The following is an 18341-nucleotide window of genomic DNA, read 5'->3' on the forward strand; positions in this document are numbered from 1 at the left end:
TCAGCGCGAGTTCATCGCACCGGGCTCCGCGCGCAGGATCATCCGCCGACCGCGGCTCATTCGAGGCTAGACGAGGCCGAGCCCCCAGGCGCTCGCACCGAGAAGCGCCAGGATCTGCAGCGCGAGGATGGCCCGGAGCAGCGAGCGAAACGGCTCCTTGCGCGTCTTGTGGTGCACCGTACGGGAGACGGCCACCATCGCCGGAGCCCCGCCGAGAGCGGCGAGCGTCAGAAGCGCCCGCTCCGGAACGCGCCGGCGCCCCGCGATGGCCGCCCGCTTGTCGGCGACGAACACCGCGACACTCGCAACGTTGATCAGCAGCACGAAGGTGGCGAGCGCCACAAGAAGACCCACGACGACGCCCCGCCACCCGATGGCCGGCGGGATGGCTTCGAACATCCCCGTGGCCTCACCTCAGCCCCGTCCCGATCGCGTCCGAGGGGACGCGGCGGGCGGTGATCGCTCGGCCCGTGGCGGACCTGACGATCAGCGCGCTTGTGGCACACCGCTCCCCAGGCTGTCGAGAATTGCCGCTGCGACCCGCGCCGTGTCGGTGTGGTGCACCATGTGACCGGCCTCCGCGATCGGCACGAAGCGCGCGTGCGGGCAGGCGCCGGCGAGGCGGGCCGACTGAGACGCGGTCGGGAAGATCTGGTCCTTCTCCCCGGCGATCAGCGTCGTCGGTACGGCGAGCTCGCCATAGCGGGAGGAGAGTTGCTCCACCGCCGGCTCCATCGCCGCGATGTCTCTGAGGCTCGCGTGGAGCTGGCTCGGGCGGGACGCCATCGATGGCGAAAACAGCGCGTTGAAGGCGTCCGTCGGCTCGTCAGGCGCAAACATCCGCCGGATCAGCGACGGCATCGCCGCCCGTGCGAGGCTCGGCATCACGGTCGAGCGCAGCACCCGCCCCACCCCCGGCACGGAGGGGAGGAGGCCGCCCGCTCCGGCGACGGTGGATCCCGCAAAGAAGACCCCGCCGACGAGCACCAGCGCGCGCGCCGCGGGCGGGCGGAAGAGCGCCATATGGAGCGCCGGCAGGACGCCGAACGAGTGGCCGACCACGGTCGCCTCGGGGACGCCGAGCCGCTCCAGCAGCGCGGCGAAGAGCGAAGCCTGGCGCCGCGGCGTCCACGTGACGCGGCTCGAGCCCACCGAGTGGCCGTATCCCGGCCGGTCGATCGCGATCACCCGCGCGTGAGGGGTGAGCGCATCGATGAGCCCGCTCGCGATCCAATCGAGGATCGAGGAGCCGACACCATGGATCAGAAGGACCGGAGGCCCCGACCCGACGTCGAGCACGTGGAGGCGGCTGCCCCCCATGCGCACGAAGCGGCCGACGGGCGGGAACGCCGTTTCCGCGGTTCGGCGTTGGTGGGCCTCGAGAAGCGCGGTGCCGACGAGCGCGGCACCGCCGTAGATGAGGGCGGCCCGACCCCAGCCCGCCTCGGAGCGGGCCGGTGTCTCGATCGGCGGTTCAGCCATTCGCTCGTCCCTCATGCCCCCTCCCGATCCTCCGTCGCCATCAACGGGAGGTTAGGCGGATCGTTCCGCCCGCGGGGCCGATCCTGTGCGGACAAGGCCCCGCCGGCATCGCATCAGTCGTTGGCGCTCATCGAGAAGTTGATGAGGCCGGGGAGTGCCTGCGGCGCCGTCATCGCCGCGCCGAGGATCTGGGCGACGGCCACGGGATTGGTGGGCGAGGCCGAAATGCTCAGCGACTTGGGGTCGGACAGGTACGCGCGCAGCGTGTCCGACACCTGCTGGGCAAAGCTCTGATCGCCGGTCACCCCGTTCACCTGGGCGGCGGCCTGCTGGCTCAGCATTTCGACGAACTGTGCGGTCTCCAGTCCGGCCTGCTGCGAGATCATGCCGAGCAGGAAGGAGGTGATGCCGTCGTCGCTGAACTTCAGGCTGATGCCGTTGACCGCGGCGGTGGCGATTGCCTCGTTGGCGCGCATCGGGTTCTCGAACACCAGACGGGGAATGCCCGACAGCGTCGCGTCCGCCTGCAGCGTGCCGACGCCGCCGACGCTCGCATTCTCGTCGAGCTCGACGCGCTGCGTGTCCTCGTCCCAGCGCAACGTGATCTCCGCGTCGGCCTTGACGGGATCGGCCTTGAGCGCGGTGAGCACCATCGCCGTCTGCGGATTGCCGAGCATCGACACCGGCAGCTCCAAGCCCTTGAGCGTGATGGCGATCTCGGTCGGGATCGGGGCGATGTAGTCCTTCAGCAAGGTCTCGAAGAGGTCGACCTTGAAGGTCTCGCCGTCGTCCTGGTTCACCTCCAGCCCCGCGACGCTCACCTTGCCGAGGTAGGGGATCGCGCCGAGCGTGGTCTGAAGGTCCGGCTGCACGCCGATCATGTTGGCCATGACGGCCTCCATGAAGACGTCGCGCGCGGGAAACACCAGCGAGCCGAGCTCGAAGCTGCCGAGCTTGCCGGAGCCGCCCGGAACGTCGGCTTCGAGACCGCCGATGAGGAACCGGTCGAGGCCGGCGGAGGAGAGGCCTTCCACGATGAGCTGCGAGAGCCCGACGGAGAAGGGCGGAACGCCGGCGGCCGCGTCGCCTCCCTCGGGACCGCTGACCTTCACGTCCGACACGCTGAAGGTGCCGATGCCGAACGCACCATAGAGGTCGAGGGCGAAGGGAAGGAATGTCTGCGGGTCCGGCTCTTCGCCTTGGAGCGCCGGCACCACGAAGGTGTCGAGCTTCTGGAGCACCGGACCGGCGGACGGGTCGAGCGTGACGTTCTCGAGCCGGTTGGGGCCGATCTTCACGTTGACGAGATCGCCGAACGACATCGAGAAGCCCTCGCTGACGGCGCTCTCGAGCAGCGTGCCCACGCTGCCGTCCGCACCCTTGCCGGTGAGGAGGGCGACGAGCGGGCGGACGTCGAAATTGGTGATGCGCACCTTCTGCGCGTTCTGAACGAACTCCATCTGCATCGCTTCGGGCGCGCCGGAGGCGTCGTCGGCGCCCGGGTCCTTGGGCATGATGGTGGTGCCGCGGGTCGTCGTCGGGCCGTACTCCATTGAGCTGAGGAGGCCGTCCTTCTGGGGACCGCTGGTGATCGGGCCGGTCTCGGTGGTCTGCGTCTGATCGGGGGCGACGACGGTGACGGTGCTCGATGCAAGGCTCGTCCCGTCGAAGGACTGGGTGAGCGCCCACTCGGCGAGCGGCGCGAAGCGCGACACGGGCGCCTGCGGATCGTCTGCGATGGTGGGCAGCGGCGCCCAGCTCGGGTTCGTGGCGGTGTAGTCGGTGAACTTCGCGTCCACGCTGACGGTTTCCTTGGCGCCACCGCTCAGCTCGGCGCTCGCCTCCATCGACGGGATGGTGAGGCGGGAGGAGGAGTAGCGGCCGTCGGCTCTGGCGAAGCCTTCCAGCGAGATGGTGGGCACGTCGATCGTCGCGCGGAACGTCACATCGTCGCTGCCGGCATCCAAATCGGCCGACCATTCGACGCGGTAGTTCGTGACGGTGACGGTGTCGCCGTCGGCGGTCACGCTGCCGACGGTGGCGGAGCTCGCCCCCATCGCTGCGGCGTCGGTGAGAAACTCCTTGACCTCGCTCACGGGGTCGAACGCGGGGGCGGGATTATCCTGTGCAAATGCTGTCGGCGCACCGAGCGCCGCGAGAGAAAAAGTAAACGCAAAAACTCGTTGCCGCATCGGTCTACACCTTGTTCAAGCGGTCGTCGTGGCTCGGCGTTCTGGCATGGAATGGCGAGAACACCAAGCTGCGGAAATGGCGCGCGGCGAGCGCGTGTCCACCGCGTCGGCCGCCGCCGGCGGACGGCACAAGCCCCTCAATTCCGGTGATCGAGGGTGATCCGCATCAGTGTCGCGATCGCCGCCGGCGCCCGCATCGCCGCCACCATCAGCTGGGTGACCGGCACCGGTTTCGGCGGAGTGGCCGAGAGCACCAGCTCGCCACCTTCGTGGAGAAAGGCCGCGAACGCCGGCATCGCCGGTCCGCCGTCCGGAGCGGACACGAGCGGCTCCACGGAGCGGGCAAAGAAGCTCAACGCCATGTCGGTACCGCTGATCGCCACCGTCGGCGCGAGCTCTTCGATCACCGCCATCATGGTATCGACGAGTCCGTCGTCGGCGAGGGTGAGGGTCATCTGCTTGGCGGCGAGGGTACTGAGAGCCTCACCGAGGCGGCTGGGGCGAACGAGCACGGCGTAGGGCAGACCCGTCAGGGTGAGGTCGAGGCTCAAGCTGCCGAGGTGGGCGTAGGTGCTGGTGGAGGTGACGTGCAGCGTCTCGTCGCTGCGCCAGCGGAGCGAGCCGCTCTCCTCGATGCGCAGTTCGTGGATCCCGTGCCGGGCGAGCATGCGCACCACGACCGGCGGGTCGACGGGGGTGCCGATCGGCGCCGACAGCGACGCCGTCCAGTGCGCCGACGTGGGGAAGGGGCCGACGTGCTCGGAAAGCTCCAACTCGGCCCGGTCGAGGGTGACGCGGGCGCTCGCCGTCTCCTGTAGGGCGAGCCCTTCGACGGACACGGCCTCGATGACCGGTACCAGCGCCACCAGGTGCGCGAGGCGCGTGAGCCCGGCGCTGCGGGTGGTGCAGGCCCGCTGATAGTTCGGCAACACGGCGCGCGAGATCTCGAACCGGTCCAGCCGGGCCGCGCTCGTCGCACTTCGCACCGAGGCTCCCTCGATGGCGAGCGTCGTCGATCTGTCCGGGTGCACCCCGGTGGCCGTGAGCGTGTCGACGCGAAGGGCGACGTCGCGGTCGCCGCGTGCGACGAGCCGGGTCGCTTCGATGCGCTCGGCCGACATCGCGCAGAGCGTCCTCGCGACGGCCGTCTCGATGGTTCGCGAGGTCGGCTCGGATCCGGTCGCGATGCTGTCGAGGAGGGAGACGATGCCACCGTTCGCGGCGAGCCCTTCGACGGTGAGCGAGCCGAGGGACCATGCCGCGCCGTCGGTGCCGACGGCGGAGAGCGGGCCGACCCGCCCCCGCCGCAGGAAGGGGCGCGAGCTGCCCGCCCGAGGCTCGGCGGAGAGGCTGGAAAACAGCGCAACGAGGTCGATCCCCTCGAGCGTCGCGTAGCTCCAGTGAACGGCGGGGCTCGGCTTCGCCGCGTCGCCGACGCCGATCCAGCCGATCCGACCGCGCGCGATGTCGCGGGCGGTCAGCCGGAAGCCGCTCGGAACGGAGAGTTGCATCTCCTTGGCGGCGAAGCCCGCAAGCCGCTCGAGCGGGCGGCGTTTGTCGCCGATTTCCCAGGAGACGGCGGACAGCGTCAGCTGTCGCACGGTGATTGCCCAAAGGGAGGAGCCGTCCGCCCGGACGACGCTGATCCGGGCTTCGGTGGCGCGGATCTTATCGGCGCGGACGCGGTCCCCGACCCGGCTCAGCCCTTGAAAGACGGCATGCGGGATCCGCAGCAGAAGGTCGGCCCGATAGGGCGGGCGCCCGATGGCCGCATGCCAGACGAGATCCATCGAGCGGATGGTGACGGTGTCGCGCTCCTGGCGGACGTCGTCGAAATTGATCGCGTCGGCACCGAGCGGCGGCGCGTATGTGACGAGGCGCTCCGCCGTCGCGTCACCCGAGAGAGCGTGAGCCGGCCCGAGGCCGAGCACCGCGAAGAAGAGGATCGCGCACCATACCACTACCCCATCGGTTCAACGATCTCCCATGTCCGGACTAATAAAATGCGCGATGCACCTCATGTCCGGCAAGTGCGGCGGCAAGATCGGCTACGCTTTCGACCGAATGGATCGGCAACATGGCGTCGACATGGGGCAGCATCGCGCGGATGCCGCGCGCCTTCGCCTCGAACCCCTCGAACCTCAGAAGCGGGTTGAGAAACAGGAGACGGCGGCAGGAGCGGTGCAGGCGGTCCGTCTCGCGGGCGAGCTCCGTGGTGTCGCCGTCGCGCTCCAGCCCGTCGGTGACGAGGAGCACGATGGGGCCGCCCGACAGCACCCGGCGCGACCACTCGCGATTGAAGGTGGCGAGCGAGGTGCCGATGCGGGTGCCGCCCGACCAGTCCGCCACCTGCTGCGAGCACATGGCGAGCGCTTCGTCCGGATCGCGGCGATCGAGCGAGCGGGTGACGTTGGTGAGGCGGGTGCCGAACAGGAAGGTGGTCACCCGCCGCCGCTCGCCGAGGGCGTGGAGGAAGTGGAGGAGGACGCGCGAATAGTCGGCCATGGAGCCGGAGATGTCGCAGAGCGCCACCACCGGCGGCGGCTTGACGGCGCGCGTCGCCATCTTGGGAAGGATCATCTCGCCGCCGGTGCGCATCGCGGCGCGCATCGAGCGGCGCGGATCGAAGCGGCCGCGCGGGGCGGCGACGCGGCGGCGCGTTCTCACCCGGTCGCCGTCGAAGGCGAGGCGGGCGATGGCGGCGCGGGCGGCGTCGAGCTCGGCCGCCGTCATCTGCGAGAAGTCCTTGGTGCGCAGCGTCTCGCGCTCGGAGGCGGTGAGGCGGGCGTCGACCTCGATATCCTGTGGCTGCTCCGTGCCCGGGTCGCGGCGCGGCGGATGGAGGGCGTTGGCGACGCGGGCGGCGCCGGCGCGCGGCTTCTCCTCCGCCTTGCGCTCGTCGGCGACGGGCGACAGGAGCTCCATCATCTTGTCGAGCAGGTTGCGGCCGCGGAAGAAGGCGTCGAAGGCGGCGTCGAACACCGGGATCTGGTCGCGCTTGTGCACGAACACGGCCTTGAGGGCGGCGTGGACGTCGGTGCGGGAGGCGAGGCCCGCCGCCTCGAGCGCGCGCACCGCGTCGAGCGCATGGGCCGGCCCCACCGGCAGCCCGGAGTCGCGCAGCACCCGCGTGAACATCGCGATGTTCTCGTGGATGTGGCCGCCGGGGGCGGGGGTCGGTGGCGTCGCCGGGGCGTTCATGCCGCTCCGGCTCAGACCGGATGGGACGCGGCGCGGGCGCGGATCTCGTCGATCATGCGCTGCACCTCGGAGCCGCGCACCTTGGCGATGTCGTCCTGATATTTCAGGAGCACGCCGAGCGTGTCGTCGGCGACGCCGGGCTCCAGCACCATCTGATCGAGCTCGGCGAGGGCCTGCGCCCAGTCGAGCGTCTCGGCGACCCCCGGCGGCTTGAAGAGGTCGCCCGCGCGCAGCATCTGGACGAACGCCACCACCTCCTCGGCGAGGCGCTCGCCGGCGCCCGTCGCCTTGCGCCGCACGATCTCCCGCTCGCGCGTCATCGAGGGGTAGTCCACCCAGTGATAGAGGCAGCGCCGCTTCAGCGCGTCGTGGATCTCGCGCGTGCGGTTGGTGGTGATGATGACGATCGGCGGCTCGGCCGCCCGCACGGTGCCGAACTCGGGGATCGTCACCTGAAAGTCGGACAGCACTTCGAGAAGGAAGGCCTCGAACGCCTCGTCGGCCCGGTCGAGCTCGTCGATGAGGAGCACCGGCGCACCTTCCGTCGGCGTCTGCAGCGCTTCGAGGATGGGGCGCTTGATGAGAAAGCGCTCGGAGAACACGTCGACGGCATGACCGTCGCTCGCCTCGGCCTGGCGGATCGCGAGCATCTGGGCCGGGTAGTTCCACTCGTAGAGGGCGGCGGCCTGGTCGAGTCCCTCGTAGCACTGCAGGCGGATCAACTTGCGACCGAGGGCGGAGGCGAGCACCTTGGCGATCTCGGTCTTGCCGACGCCCGCCTCGCCTTCGAGAAACAGCGGTCGCTGCAGCTTGAGGGCGAGGTAGAGGACGGTGGCAAGCGATCGGTCGGCCACGTAGTCGGCGCCGGCCAGCAGGGCCTCGGTCTCGTCGATGGAGGTGGGGAGTGCGCTCAACGCTGTACCTTCGGGTAGTGGGTTGCGGCCGATGGTGCGGCTCGGCACCCCCGAGGGGTAGCGCATGCCGCGACGGCAGGACAACCGGCAGCCGGACAATCCGGACTTGCAGTTGGGAAAGAACGGGGCCGTTGCAATGGGTGGGGGCGAGATCGGGATCGTGATCGAGAGGGAGACGGAGGCCGACTTTCCGGCCATCGACCGCGTGGTAACTGCCGCGTTCGATCGGGGAGCCGAGCGCGATCTGGTGCGCCGGCTGCGCGAGGACGGCGACATGGCGATCTCGCTTGTCGCCCGGCAGGACGGGGAGGTGGTGGGGCACGTCGCGTTTTCGCAGATGACGGCGCCGCTGCCCGCGGTGGGCCTCGCGCCGCTGTCGGTGGTGCTCGCCGCCCAGCGCCTCGGCATCGGCAGCGCGCTGGTGCGCGCCGGGCTGGAGGCGGCGCGGCGGGGTGGATGGGAGGTGGCGTTCGTGCTCGGCGAGCCGGCCTACTACGAGCGCTTCGGCTTCTCGGCGGAGGCGGCCGCGCCGTTCGCCTCGCCCTATGCGGGACCCTACTTTCTGGCGTTGGCGCTGTCCGACGGGGCGCTCGACGGCCGGGCGGGCCCGGTCGCCTATGCGCCGGCATTTGATGCGCTTGCATGATCGCGTAAGGTTGCAGTCACCACGTCGCCCATGGGAACTCACATGAACGCACCCGTCCGTCTGCGCTCAGCCTGCCCGCACGACTGCCCGTCGACCTGCGCCCTGGAGGTGGAGGTGGCCGACGGGCGCATCGGGCGCGTGCGCGGCGCGCCGGGCAACGCCTACACCGCCGGCGTGATCTGCGCGAAGGTCGCCCGCTACGCTGAGCGCGCCCATAACCCCGACCGTCTCACCGTGCCGCTGCTGCGGACCGGGCCGAAGGGGGGGCGCGACTTCAAGCCCATCTCGTGGGAGGAGGCGCTCGAGCGCACCGCCGAGGCGATGCTCGCCGCCGAGGCGAAGGCGGGGGCGCAGGCGGTATGGCCCTACCACTATTCAGGCACCATGGGCCTCGTGCAGCGCGACGGCATCCACCGGCTGCGCCACGCCAAGGGCTACTCGCGCCAGTTCGACACGATCTGCACCAATATGGCGTGGACCGGCTTCATCGCCGGCACCGGCCGCCTGGCCGGCCCCGATCCGCGGGAGATGCGCGAGACCGATTGCCTGGTGATCTGGGGCACCAACGCCGTGTCGACGCAGGTCAACGTGATGACCCATGCGGCGGCGGCGCGGAAGGCTCGCGGCGCCAAGATCGTCGTCATCGACGTCTATCGCAACGACACCGTGAAGCAGGCCGACATGGGGCTCGTGCTGCGCCCCGGTACCGACGCGGCGCTCGCCTGCGCGGTGATGCATGTCGCCTTCCGCGACGGTCACGCCGACCGCGCCTACATGGCCCGCTACGCCGACGATGCCGCCGGCCTCGAGGCCCACCTTGCGACCCGCACGCCGGAGTGGGCGGCCGCCATCACCGGCCTCGAGGTGGTCGAGATCGAGGCGTTCGCCAAGCTCGTCTGCACCACGCCGCGCACCTATCTGCGCCTCGGCTACGGCTTCACCCGCCAGCGCAACGGCGCGGTGGCGATGCACGCGGCCGCCTCCATCGCCACCGTGCTCGGCCTCTGGCAGCGTGAGGGCGGCGGCGCCTTCCACAACAACGGGGCGATCTACACCCTCGACAAGACGCTGATCGAGGGCACCGACGTGGTCGACCCGACGACGCGCCGGCTCGACCAGTCGATGATCGGCCGCGTTCTCCTCGGCGAGCCCGAAGCGCTCCTCGGCGGTCCCCCGGTGTCGGCGATGTTCATCCAGAACACCAATCCGATGGTGGTGGCGCCTGAGCACGAGAAGGTGCGCAAGGGCTTCGCGCGGGAGGATCTCTTCGTCGCCGTCCACGAGCAGGCGATGACGGAGACCGCCCGCATGGCCGACATCGTGATGCCGGCGACGATGTTCACCGAGCACGACGACATCTATAAGGGCGGCGGCCATCAGAACCTCCTCCTCGGCCTCAAGCTCGTCGACGCGCCGGGCGAGTGCCGCGAGAACCATGTCGTGCAGGCCGAGATCGCCCGCCGCGTGGGGGCGGAGCATCCGGGCTTCGCGATGTCGGCGCGCGCGCTCATCGAGCAGATGGTGACCGCCTCGGGCCTCGACATGGCGGCGCTGGAGCGCGACGGCTGGATCGACATGCAGCCCCCCTTCGAGGAGGCGCACTATCTGAACGGCTTCGCCAATCCCGACGGCAAGTTCCGCTTCCGGCCGGATTGGGTGGGCACGCGCGCCCCCAACAACGGCCCGATGGGGCCCGTCGCGGGCCTGCCGACGTTCCCGGATCAGTGGAACGTCATCGAGGTGGCGACGCCGCAGGAGCCGTTCCGCCTGGTGACGGCGCCGGCGCGCTCCTTCCTCAACACGACGTTCAACGAGACGCCGGGCTCGCAGAAGCGCGAGGGCGAGCCCTCGGTGATGGTCCATCCCGACGACGCCGCCGCCAACGGCATCGAGGCGGGCGACATGGTGCGTCTCTCCAACGCGCGCGGTGCGGTGCGGGTGAAGGCGCGTCTCTTCGACGGTGTGCAGAGGGGCACGCTGATCTGCGAGGGCCTCTACCCCAACGAGGCGTTCGTCGACGGCAAGGGCATCAACGTGCTGACCGGCGCCGACCCCGTCGCCCCGCACGGCGGCGCCGCCTTCCACGACAACCGCGTGAGCCTCACCCGCGTCGGCTAGCGCCGGTTCGGGCTCACCGAACCGGCTCCAGCTTCCTCGGCTACGCGTTCCGAGCGGAAAACCGGCTTCACTTTTCCGGAACGCGCTTTAGCTCGGGTCCGCGAGCGGGCGATCGCCGCCGTGTTCCAGGCGGTGGGCGTGGAGGGCGATGGCGCTCGCCGCGGCGACGTTGAGGCTGTCGAAGCCCGAGGCGATGTCGATGGCGAGCGGCTCGGCGGCGGCGAGGAGGGGAGCGGGCAGCCCCGCCCCCTCGGTGCCGAGCAGGAAGGCGGCGCGCGGGGCGAGCGGTGCCGCTCCGACGTGGCGGCGCGCCGAGGGGGTGAGGGCGTAGGGCACGATGGCGTGCGCCGCGAGCTCGGCACAGAAGGCGACGGGATCGCCGGTGCGGATCGTCGGCAGGAAGAGCGGGGCGCCCACCCCGACGCGGATCGCCTTGCGATAGAAGGGATCGGCCGTGGTCGGGTCGATCGCCACGGCCGCCGCGCCGAAGGCGGCGGCGTTGCGGTAGATGCCGCCGACATTGTCGTGGTTGGCGAGATTGACGAGCACGGGGAGGGCGAGCGGCCCGGAGCCCACCCCGTCGAGTGCGGCCGACGGCGGGATGCGCCCCGCCGCGAGGATGCCGCGGTGGAGGTCGAAGCCGGCGATCGCGTTGAGCACCTTCTGAGGCGCCACGTAGAGTGGCGTCGCGCCGCGGTGGGCGAGGACGTCGAGCCGATCGGCCCGCCGCTCGTCGACCAGGATCGCCAGCCGGTCGAGCGGCGAGCGCGTCAGAAGCACCGTCAGGACGGACTGTCCCTCGGCGATGAAGACGCCCTCGCGCCCCACCCGGTCGCGCTCCTTCACCTCACGGAAGAGGGCGATGCGCGGATCGTCGGGGTTCGTGATCCGCACCGGCTCCGACGGGCTCAACCCGCTTCGAGCTCCTCGCGCTTCATCTCGAGCTCGAGCCAGCGCTCCTCGGCGGCGGCGTGCTCGGTCTGACGGTCGGCGAGCGTCTTCGTCAGGCTGTCGAAGCGCTTCGGGTCGCGTGCATAGAGGTTCGGATCGGCGAGACGGTCGGAAAGGTCGGCCATCTCCTTCTCCAACGCGGCGATGCGGTCGGGTAGCGTCTCGAGGTCGTGCTTCTCGCGGAAGGAGAGCTTCTTCTGTGGCTCCTGGCGGGGCTTTTCCGCCTTCTCCGCCTTCTCGGCCCTGGGCGCGGCGGCCGCCGGCTCGGTGCCGGGCGCGTCGCCGCGCTGGGTCAGCATGTCGGAATAGCCGCCCGGATATTCGCCCCAGCGGCCCTCGCCCTCGGCGACGAGTGTCGTCGTCACCGTGCGGTCGAGGAAGTCGCGGTCGTGGCTGACGAGGAGGAGGGTGCCGTCATAGTCGGCGATCACCTCGGCGAGGAGGTCGAGCGTCTCGAGGTCGAGATCGTTGGTCGGCTCGTCGAGTACCAGGATGTTGGAGGGCATCGCGAAGGCACGGCCGAGGAGGACGCGTGCCCGCTCGCCGCCCGACAGCGCGCCGACGGGGGTGTTGAACTGCTCCGGCGCGAACAGGAAGTCCTTCAGGTAGCCCGCCACGTGCTTGGTGGTGTGGCCGACGGTGATCTGGTCGCCGCCCGACGGACTGATCGCCTGGCGCAGCGGCATGTCCGGGTCGAGGGCGGCGCGGCGCTGGTCGAGGAGGTTGATCTCGAGGTCCACGCCGAACTTGACGGTGCCGAGATCGGGTGAGAGGCGACCGAGGAGGAGGTTCACCAGCGTCGTCTTGCCGACGCCGTTGGGGCCGACGAGGCCGATGCGGTCGCCGCGCATCACGGTGAGGGAGAGGTCCTTCACCACGGTCTTGTCGCCGAACGCCTTGGAGATGTGGTCGGCGACGATGAGGCGCTTGCCGGAGCGCTCGGCGCCGGCGAGCTGCATGTCGGCGAGGCCGGTCTGGCGGCGCGCCTCGCGACGCTCCGTCCGCAGCGCCTGGAGATTGCGCAGGCGCCCCATGTTGCGCTTGCGCCGGGCGGTCACGCCGTAGCGCAACCACTCCTCCTCCTGGGCAATCTTCTTGTCGAGGCGGCGCCGCTCGTCGTCCTCGGCGGCGAGGATCTCGTCGCGCCAGTCCTCGAAGGCGGCGAAGCCGCGCTCCATGCGGTGGGTGCGGCCGCGATCGAGCCACACCACGGCGGTGGAGAGATTTTCCAGAAAGCGCCGGTCGTGGCTGATGAGGACGAGGGCACCGCGGCGCGCCTTGAGCTCGGCCTCGAGCCAGCCGATGGCGGCGATGTCGAGGTGGTTGGTGGGCTCGTCGAGGAGGAGCACGTCGGGGTTGGGGGCGAGCGCGTGGGCGAGGGCCGCACGGCGGATCTCGCCGCCCGACATCGGCCCGGGGGCGGCGTCGGGGTCGAGCCCCAGCGCCTCCAGCGTGGCGCGCGCGGCGTGCGGATCGTCGCCCGGGCCGAGCCCCGTCTCCACGTAGGCGCCGACGCTCGCGAACTGGCTGAGGTCGGGCTCCTGGGCGAGGTAGCGCACCGTGACGTCGGGTTGCACGAAGCGGCGGCCCGAATCGGGGGCGACGAGCCCCGCGGCGATCTTGAGGAGGGTGGACTTGCCCGAGCCGTTGCGGCCCACGAGGGCGATGCGCTCGCCGGCGCCGAGCTGCAGCGAGGCAGCCTCGAGCAGCGGCGTGCCGCCGAAGGTGAGGGCGATGTCTTGCAGAGTGAGAACGGGGGGCCTTGCCATCTCCTCGCATTAGGCGTCCGCACGGTCGCCTGCAATAGGCGCCGGCGGACGGTCATGCGCGTATTAGCGTCTTGTTAACCAAGAACGTTCACCCTGCCTCAACCTGGATCGGGAGGTCGCGATGGCGGTGCATGGGGTCTTCATTTCGTCGAAGTCCAAGGACGGAGGGGCGATCGATCGCGCCCTCCGCGAGCGCTTCAGCGAGGTTTACCGGGTCGGCGTGGAATTCTGGCTGGTCGACACCGCCCGCGACGCCGATCAGCTCGCCGCCGTGATGCGCCCGGCGCTGTCCTCGTCCGACAAGATGTTCGTGGCCGCGCTGACCCGCGACACCTTCTCGATGCTGTCCTCGGCCGCGCGACTGTGGCTGACCGCGCCGGGCCGCGGCTGGAACGAGCGGCGGGACGGACGGGGCCTCGAGGCGGGCGCCGAGACGCCGCTCGCCTTCGCGGTCGCGGCTTAACTCGACCCGAGCGCCCCATATTGGCGTGGGCGAGACGGAGCCTTCGATGGGGTGAGGGTTGACAGCCTGCTTCCTGCTGAGCCCATCTGGCTGAAATCGCCGGCGTTTGATCGGCGTTCGGCCGAATGGCCTAAGGGAGGGAGGAAAACGATGACCCCATGGAACACCGTCGCGCGTCTGGCGGCGGCCGGAGCACTTGCCGCGGCGACGGCGATCACGGCGCTGCCGGCGCAGGCCGAGACCACGCTCCGCATCACGCTGCAGCTGCCGCTGAAGTCGCACCTCGGCCAGAATCTTCTCTACTTCAAGGAGGAGGTGGAGAAGATCTCCGAGGGTGACGTCAGCGTCGAAATCTACGATTCGGCGCAGCTCTATAAGGACAAGGAAGTGCCCGACGCGGTCGGCTCGGGCCAGATCGAGGCCGGCGTCGCCTCGCTGACCACCTATGTGGGCGAGATCCCGGCGGTGGACGTCTTCTACATGCCCTTCCTCCTCAACTCCGAGGAGAAGGTGCGCGCCGCCGTCGCCGCCGGCAGCCCCGTCCGCACGCTGATCGACGACGCCATCGCCGAGACCGGGGCGAACGTGCTCTGGTGGCAGGCCTATGGCACGGTGATCCTCTTGTCGAACGACGCGCCCATCAAGACGCCCGACGAGATGAAGGGCAAGAAGGTCCGCGTGTTCGGCAAGACGCTCGGCCAGTGGGTGCAGGCGGTCGGCGGCGTGCCGACGCTGATCTCGGGCTCAGAGCAGTTCCTCGCCTATCAGCGCGGCACGGTGGACGTGGGCATGACCGGCGTGTCGGGCGTCCAGTCGCGCTCGCTGTGGGACGTGATGGACACCATCACCCGCGTGAACGTCGCCGACATCGAGTTCATCGTGGTGATCAACCAGGACTACTGGGAAGGTCTCTCCGAGCAGGAGCAGATGTGGATCAACGAGGCCGCGACCCGGGCTCAGGAGCGCGTCCGCGACGAGATGTCCAACATCGAGGCCAAGGCCTATTCCGACGCCGAGGCGAACGGCATGGCGATCTACGATCCCACACCGGAGGAGATCGAGGCCTGGAAGACCGCGTCCCAGCCCGTCATCGACACGTGGCTGAAGGAAGCGGGCGATCTCGGCCAGAAGGTCTACGACGCGGCGAAGAGCCTCTGAGGCCGCCGTGGAGGGGAATGCGACGATGACGGGGGGCGGCCCCGTGGCGTGGGTGGCGAACGCGCTCGCGGTCGTGGCCGCCGTCCTGCTCTTCCTGATCGGTGCGATGCTGACCTACGAGGTGGTGGCGCGCTATTTCTTCAATGCGCCCACCATCTGGGCGGAAGAGCTGTCGCGCCTCTTCTTGACCTGGGCGGTGTTCCTCGCGAGCGCCGCCCTGCTGCGCTCCAACGATCACATCCGCGTCACGGTCCTGCTCGACCTGATGCCCCGCCCGGCGAAGAAGGTGGCGCACGTGACGAGCCTCACCTTCGTGGCGGTGATTGCCGGCCTCGTCGCCTGGCACGGCTTTCCGACGGTGGCGAAGAGCTTTGCCACCGGCCGCTCGTCGGGCTCGATGCTCGACATACCGCAGTGGTGGTCGCAGGCCGCCATTCCGCTCTGCTTCGGCCTGCTCTCGCTGCAGGCGCTCATCCTGACCGTCTCCACCGTCTGCGGGGGGTGGGACCCGTTCGACTATGACCACAAGGGCGACGAACGCCCGCTGACGGACTAGGCCCCTTGGAAACGCTCCTCATTCTTGCGGCGCTCTTCGCGCTGCTCCTGATCGGCGTGCCCGTGGCGTTCGCGCTCGGCGGGCTTGGTCTCATGCTTCTGGCCTTCGGCGGCTTCTCGCCGCTGATGGCGCCGGCGGGCATCCTGTCGTCGATGGACAACTTCGTCCTCGTCTCGGTGCCGCTCTTCCTGCTGATGGCGAACGTCATGCTGAAGGGGGGCGTCGGCAAGGACCTCTTCGCCGCGCTGCAGGCGTGGGTGGGGCATCTGCCGGGCGGCCTCGCTGTGGCGACCATTCTCGCCTGCGGCGTGTTCGCGGCGATCTCCGGCTCTTCGGTGGCGACGGCGGCCACCATCGGCACCGTCGCGATCCCGGAGATGACCAAGCGCGGCTATCCGCGCCACTTCACCTTCGGCGTGCTCGCCGCCGGCGGCACGCTCGGCATCCTGATCCCGCCCTCGCTCATCATGATCATCTACGGCGTCATCACCGAGGAATCGGTGCTCGCCCTCTTCATCGCCGGCGTCGGGCCGGGGTTGTTGATGATCGTCTTCTTCATCATCTACTCGATCCTCTATGCGCGGACCCTGCCGTCATTGGAGCGCATCGCCAAGGCGACGTGGGAGGAGCGCTGGAGCAGCGGCGTCCGGGCGCTGCCCACGGTGGCGCTCGCGGTGTTCGTCATCGCCGGCATCTATCGCGGCTGGTATACGCCCACCGAGGCGGCGGCGATCGGCTTCGCCGGCGCCCTCTTCGTGACCGGGGTCGTTCTGCGGACCCTCAGCCTGCGCGACCTCTGGGACGCGGTGGTGGGCTCGATGAAGACCACGGCGGTGATCCTTCTCATCGTCGCCGGTGCCAAGGTGTTCGGCAAGGCGATCGCGCTCTACCGGATCCCGCAGGACGTCTCCGCCTTCATCTCCACCAACATCGATTCGGCGGGTCTCTTCATCCTGGTGGTGGCGCTGGTGCTCCTGGTGATGGGGCTCTTCATGGAGTCGCTCTCGCTGCTCCTCATCATGGTGCCGGTGCTCGCCGGGTCGCTGATGCCGCTCGGCATCGACCCGATCTGGTTCGGCGTCTTCTTCGTGATCATGGTCGAGTGTGCGCTGATCACCCCACCGGTGGGTCTCAATCTCTACGTCATACAGGCGGTGGGGAAAGGAACGTTGACAGAGGTCGCCCGAGGGGTTCTTCCCTTCCTGGCCCTCATGCTGCTGACGGTCCTCGTCATCACCATCTTCCAGGACATCGTTCTATGGCTGCCGTTCCATCTCTGATCGCCGAGCGTCTGCGCGGGCTGTTGGCGGAGGAACGTTGCTACACTGTGCCGTCGGCGTTCGATGCGCTGTCGGCCAAGCTCATCGAGCAGGAGGGGTTCGAGCTCACCTTCATGTCGGGCTTCGCCGTGTCGGCGGCGCGGATCGGCGCGCCGGACACCGGCCTCATCTCCTACGGCGAGATGGTGGCGGCGGCGCGCGACATCGTCGGCGCGGTGTCGATCCCGGTGATCGGCGACGGTGACACCGGCTACGGCAACATGCTCAACGTGCGCCGCACGGTGAAGGGCTACGCCGACGCCGGGCTCGCCGCGGTGATGATCGAGGATCAGCTCGCCCCCAAGCGCTGCGGCCACACGCGGGGCAAGGCCGTGGTGGGGCGGGAGGAGGCGGTGGACCGTATCCGCGCCGCCGCCGACGCGCGCGACGAGGGGCGGGACATCCTGATCCTCGCCCGCACCGACGCGCGCCACGAGCACGGCCTCTCCGAAGCGATCGCCCGCGCCGCGGCCTTCCACGAGGCGGGCGCCGACATTCTCTTCGTCGAGGCGCCGCAGTCGGTGGAAGAGATGCGGCGGATCTGCGAGGAGCTCCCGGGGCCCAAGATGGCGAACCTCGTGGAGGGCGGGGCGACGCCGATCCTCGCAAACGACGAGCTCGCGGATCTCGGTTTTCGCATCGCCATCTATCCGCTCACCTTGATGTCGGCCGCGATGCGGGCGATGACGCAGGCGCTCGACGCTCTCAAGGTGGGCGAGGCCCCGGCGGGGCTTCTCGACTTTGCCGAACTGCGTCGCCGGGTGGGCTTCGACGCTTACTATGAGACTGAAAAGCGCTACGTCGGCGCCCGCATCGACCCAGTCGAGGCGGCTGCCGGGAGCGATGCCGAGGAGATCGAGACCGTGAACAGCACGACTATGGCCGCCCCCCTGACGGTGGACGAAAAGCGCGCGCGGGCGGAGAAGATCCACTGGTTCCACACGATGGATCTCGGCGACGGGGTCGTCACCCATGGCATCAAGCCGGCCGATCGGCTCGCCTATCAGGCGGACCGCGTTTTCGCCCACCCGGTCGAGGGACACAGCGTGCTCGATGTCGGAGCGTGGGACGGCTACTTCTCGTTCGAGGCGAAGCGCCGCGGCGCGAGCGACGTGCTCGCTACCGACTATTTCTGCTGGAGTGGGCCGGGCCATGCGAGCAAGCGCGGCTTCGATCTCGCGAAGGCCGCGATCGATCCGACCGTGCGCGAGAAGGAGATCGACGTTCTCGACCTATCCGAGGACGCGGTGGGCACCTTCGACACGGTGCTGATGCTCGGCGTGTTCTACCACCTCAAGAACCCGTTCCTGGCGGTGGAGAAGGTGGGGGCGCTCGCCAAGCGCATGTTCGTGATCGAGACGCACGTCGATCTCAACATTCCGGCCAAGCCGCCGTCGATGGCCTTCTATCCCGGCCGCGAGCTCAACAACGATCCGACCAACTGGTGGGGACCGAACGTCGCGTGCGTCGTGGCGATGCTGAAGGCGTGCGGCTTCCCGCGCGTCACCGTCGACGCGGAGTATGGCGCGCAGAAGGGGTCTCGCGCCCTCTTCCACGGCTTCCGCGAATAGG

At 69.6% G+C, this 18341-nt stretch carries 15 protein-coding genes; 7 read left to right on the forward strand and 8 right to left on the reverse strand.

All coding sequences use genetic code 11. The features are described from left to right. Positions 1–66: 66 nt before the first annotated feature. The 6 genes from JCR33_RS01600 to JCR33_RS01625 all read right to left on the reverse strand — a co-directional run bounded on the left by JCR33_RS01600 (position 67) and on the right by JCR33_RS01625 (position 7789). Complete coding sequence (locus JCR33_RS01600) at positions 67–399, reverse strand: DUF1294 domain-containing protein (RefSeq protein WP_198880249.1); 333 nt, start codon at positions 397–399, stop codon at positions 67–69. Between the two features lie 87 nt (positions 400–486). Continuing rightward, positions 487–1482, reverse strand: a complete 996-nt coding sequence (locus tag JCR33_RS01605) for an alpha/beta fold hydrolase (RefSeq protein ID WP_198880250.1) — start codon at positions 1480–1482, stop codon at positions 487–489. A 113-nt stretch (positions 1483–1595) separates the two neighbouring features. Beyond that, on the reverse strand, positions 1596–3578 hold the full coding sequence (locus tag JCR33_RS01610; protein WP_198880251.1) for a hypothetical protein: 1983 nt from the start codon (positions 3576–3578) through the stop codon (positions 1596–1598). 233 nt (positions 3579–3811) lie between these two features. Continuing rightward, positions 3812–5635 (reverse strand): hypothetical protein, encoded by a 1824-nt coding sequence (locus JCR33_RS01615; RefSeq protein WP_198880252.1) that lies wholly within the window; start codon positions 5633–5635, stop codon positions 3812–3814. 34 nt (positions 5636–5669) lie between these two features. Further along, positions 5670–6875, reverse strand: coding sequence for a vWA domain-containing protein (locus tag JCR33_RS01620; RefSeq protein WP_198880253.1), 1206 nt, complete (start codon positions 6873–6875; stop codon positions 5670–5672). Between the two features lie 11 nt (positions 6876–6886). Further along, positions 6887–7789: an AAA family ATPase gene (locus JCR33_RS01625; protein ID WP_232372058.1), complete on the reverse strand. Its 903-nt coding sequence runs from the start codon at positions 7787–7789 to the stop codon at positions 6887–6889. Between the two features lie 136 nt (positions 7790–7925). Here JCR33_RS01625 and JCR33_RS01630 point away from each other — a divergent pair, with 136 nt between their 5' ends. Both JCR33_RS01630 and JCR33_RS01635 read left to right on the forward strand, forming a co-directional pair. Further along, entirely contained in the window at positions 7926–8435 is a 510-nt protein-coding gene (locus JCR33_RS01630) for a GNAT family N-acetyltransferase (protein WP_211109995.1), read from the forward strand. 42 nt (positions 8436–8477) lie between these two features. Then, positions 8478–10553, forward strand: a complete 2076-nt coding sequence (locus JCR33_RS01635) for a molybdopterin oxidoreductase family protein (protein WP_198880256.1) — start codon at positions 8478–8480, stop codon at positions 10551–10553. Positions 10554–10640: 87 nt separating this feature from the next. Here the strand turns inward: JCR33_RS01635 and JCR33_RS01640 are convergent, their stop codons facing one another. Together JCR33_RS01640 and JCR33_RS01645 are read right to left on the reverse strand one after the other, a co-directional pair. Then, on the reverse strand, positions 10641–11465 hold the full coding sequence (locus JCR33_RS01640) for a TrmH family RNA methyltransferase (protein WP_198880257.1): 825 nt from the start codon (positions 11463–11465) through the stop codon (positions 10641–10643). After that, positions 11462–13273 (reverse strand): ATP-binding cassette domain-containing protein, encoded by a 1812-nt coding sequence (locus JCR33_RS01645; RefSeq protein WP_198880258.1) that lies wholly within the window; start codon positions 13271–13273, stop codon positions 11462–11464. Before JCR33_RS01645 ends, JCR33_RS01640 begins: the two co-directional genes overlap by 4 nt. A gap of 121 nt (positions 13274–13394) precedes the next feature. Here JCR33_RS01645 and JCR33_RS01650 point away from each other — a divergent pair, with 121 nt between their 5' ends. From JCR33_RS01650 to JCR33_RS01670, 5 genes are all read left to right on the forward strand, one after another. Further along, on the forward strand, positions 13395–13736 hold the full coding sequence (locus JCR33_RS01650; RefSeq protein ID WP_198880259.1) for a hypothetical protein: 342 nt from the start codon (positions 13395–13397) through the stop codon (positions 13734–13736). A gap of 150 nt (positions 13737–13886) precedes the next feature. Further along, a complete protein-coding gene (locus tag JCR33_RS01655) occupies positions 13887–14894 on the forward strand; it encodes a TRAP transporter substrate-binding protein (protein WP_198880260.1) in 1008 nt (335 codons plus the stop codon). A 25-nt stretch (positions 14895–14919) separates the two neighbouring features. Further along, positions 14920–15450, forward strand: coding sequence for a TRAP transporter small permease (locus JCR33_RS01660; RefSeq protein ID WP_198880261.1), 531 nt, complete (start codon positions 14920–14922; stop codon positions 15448–15450). 5 nt (positions 15451–15455) lie between these two features. Then, the gene (locus JCR33_RS01665; protein WP_198880262.1) at positions 15456–16730 is read left to right on the forward strand and encodes a TRAP transporter large permease; all 1275 of its coding nucleotides are present in this window, start codon (positions 15456–15458) and stop codon (positions 16728–16730) included. After that, positions 16709–18340: an isocitrate lyase/phosphoenolpyruvate mutase family protein gene (locus JCR33_RS01670; protein WP_198880263.1), complete on the forward strand. Its 1632-nt coding sequence runs from the start codon at positions 16709–16711 to the stop codon at positions 18338–18340. Before JCR33_RS01665 ends, JCR33_RS01670 begins: the two co-directional genes overlap by 22 nt. Position 18341 lies beyond the last annotated feature (1 nt).

It is taken from the genome of Acuticoccus mangrovi (genome assembly GCF_016411865.1).
GTDB classification, from domain to species: Bacteria; Pseudomonadota; Alphaproteobacteria; order Rhizobiales; family Amorphaceae; genus Acuticoccus; species Acuticoccus mangrovi.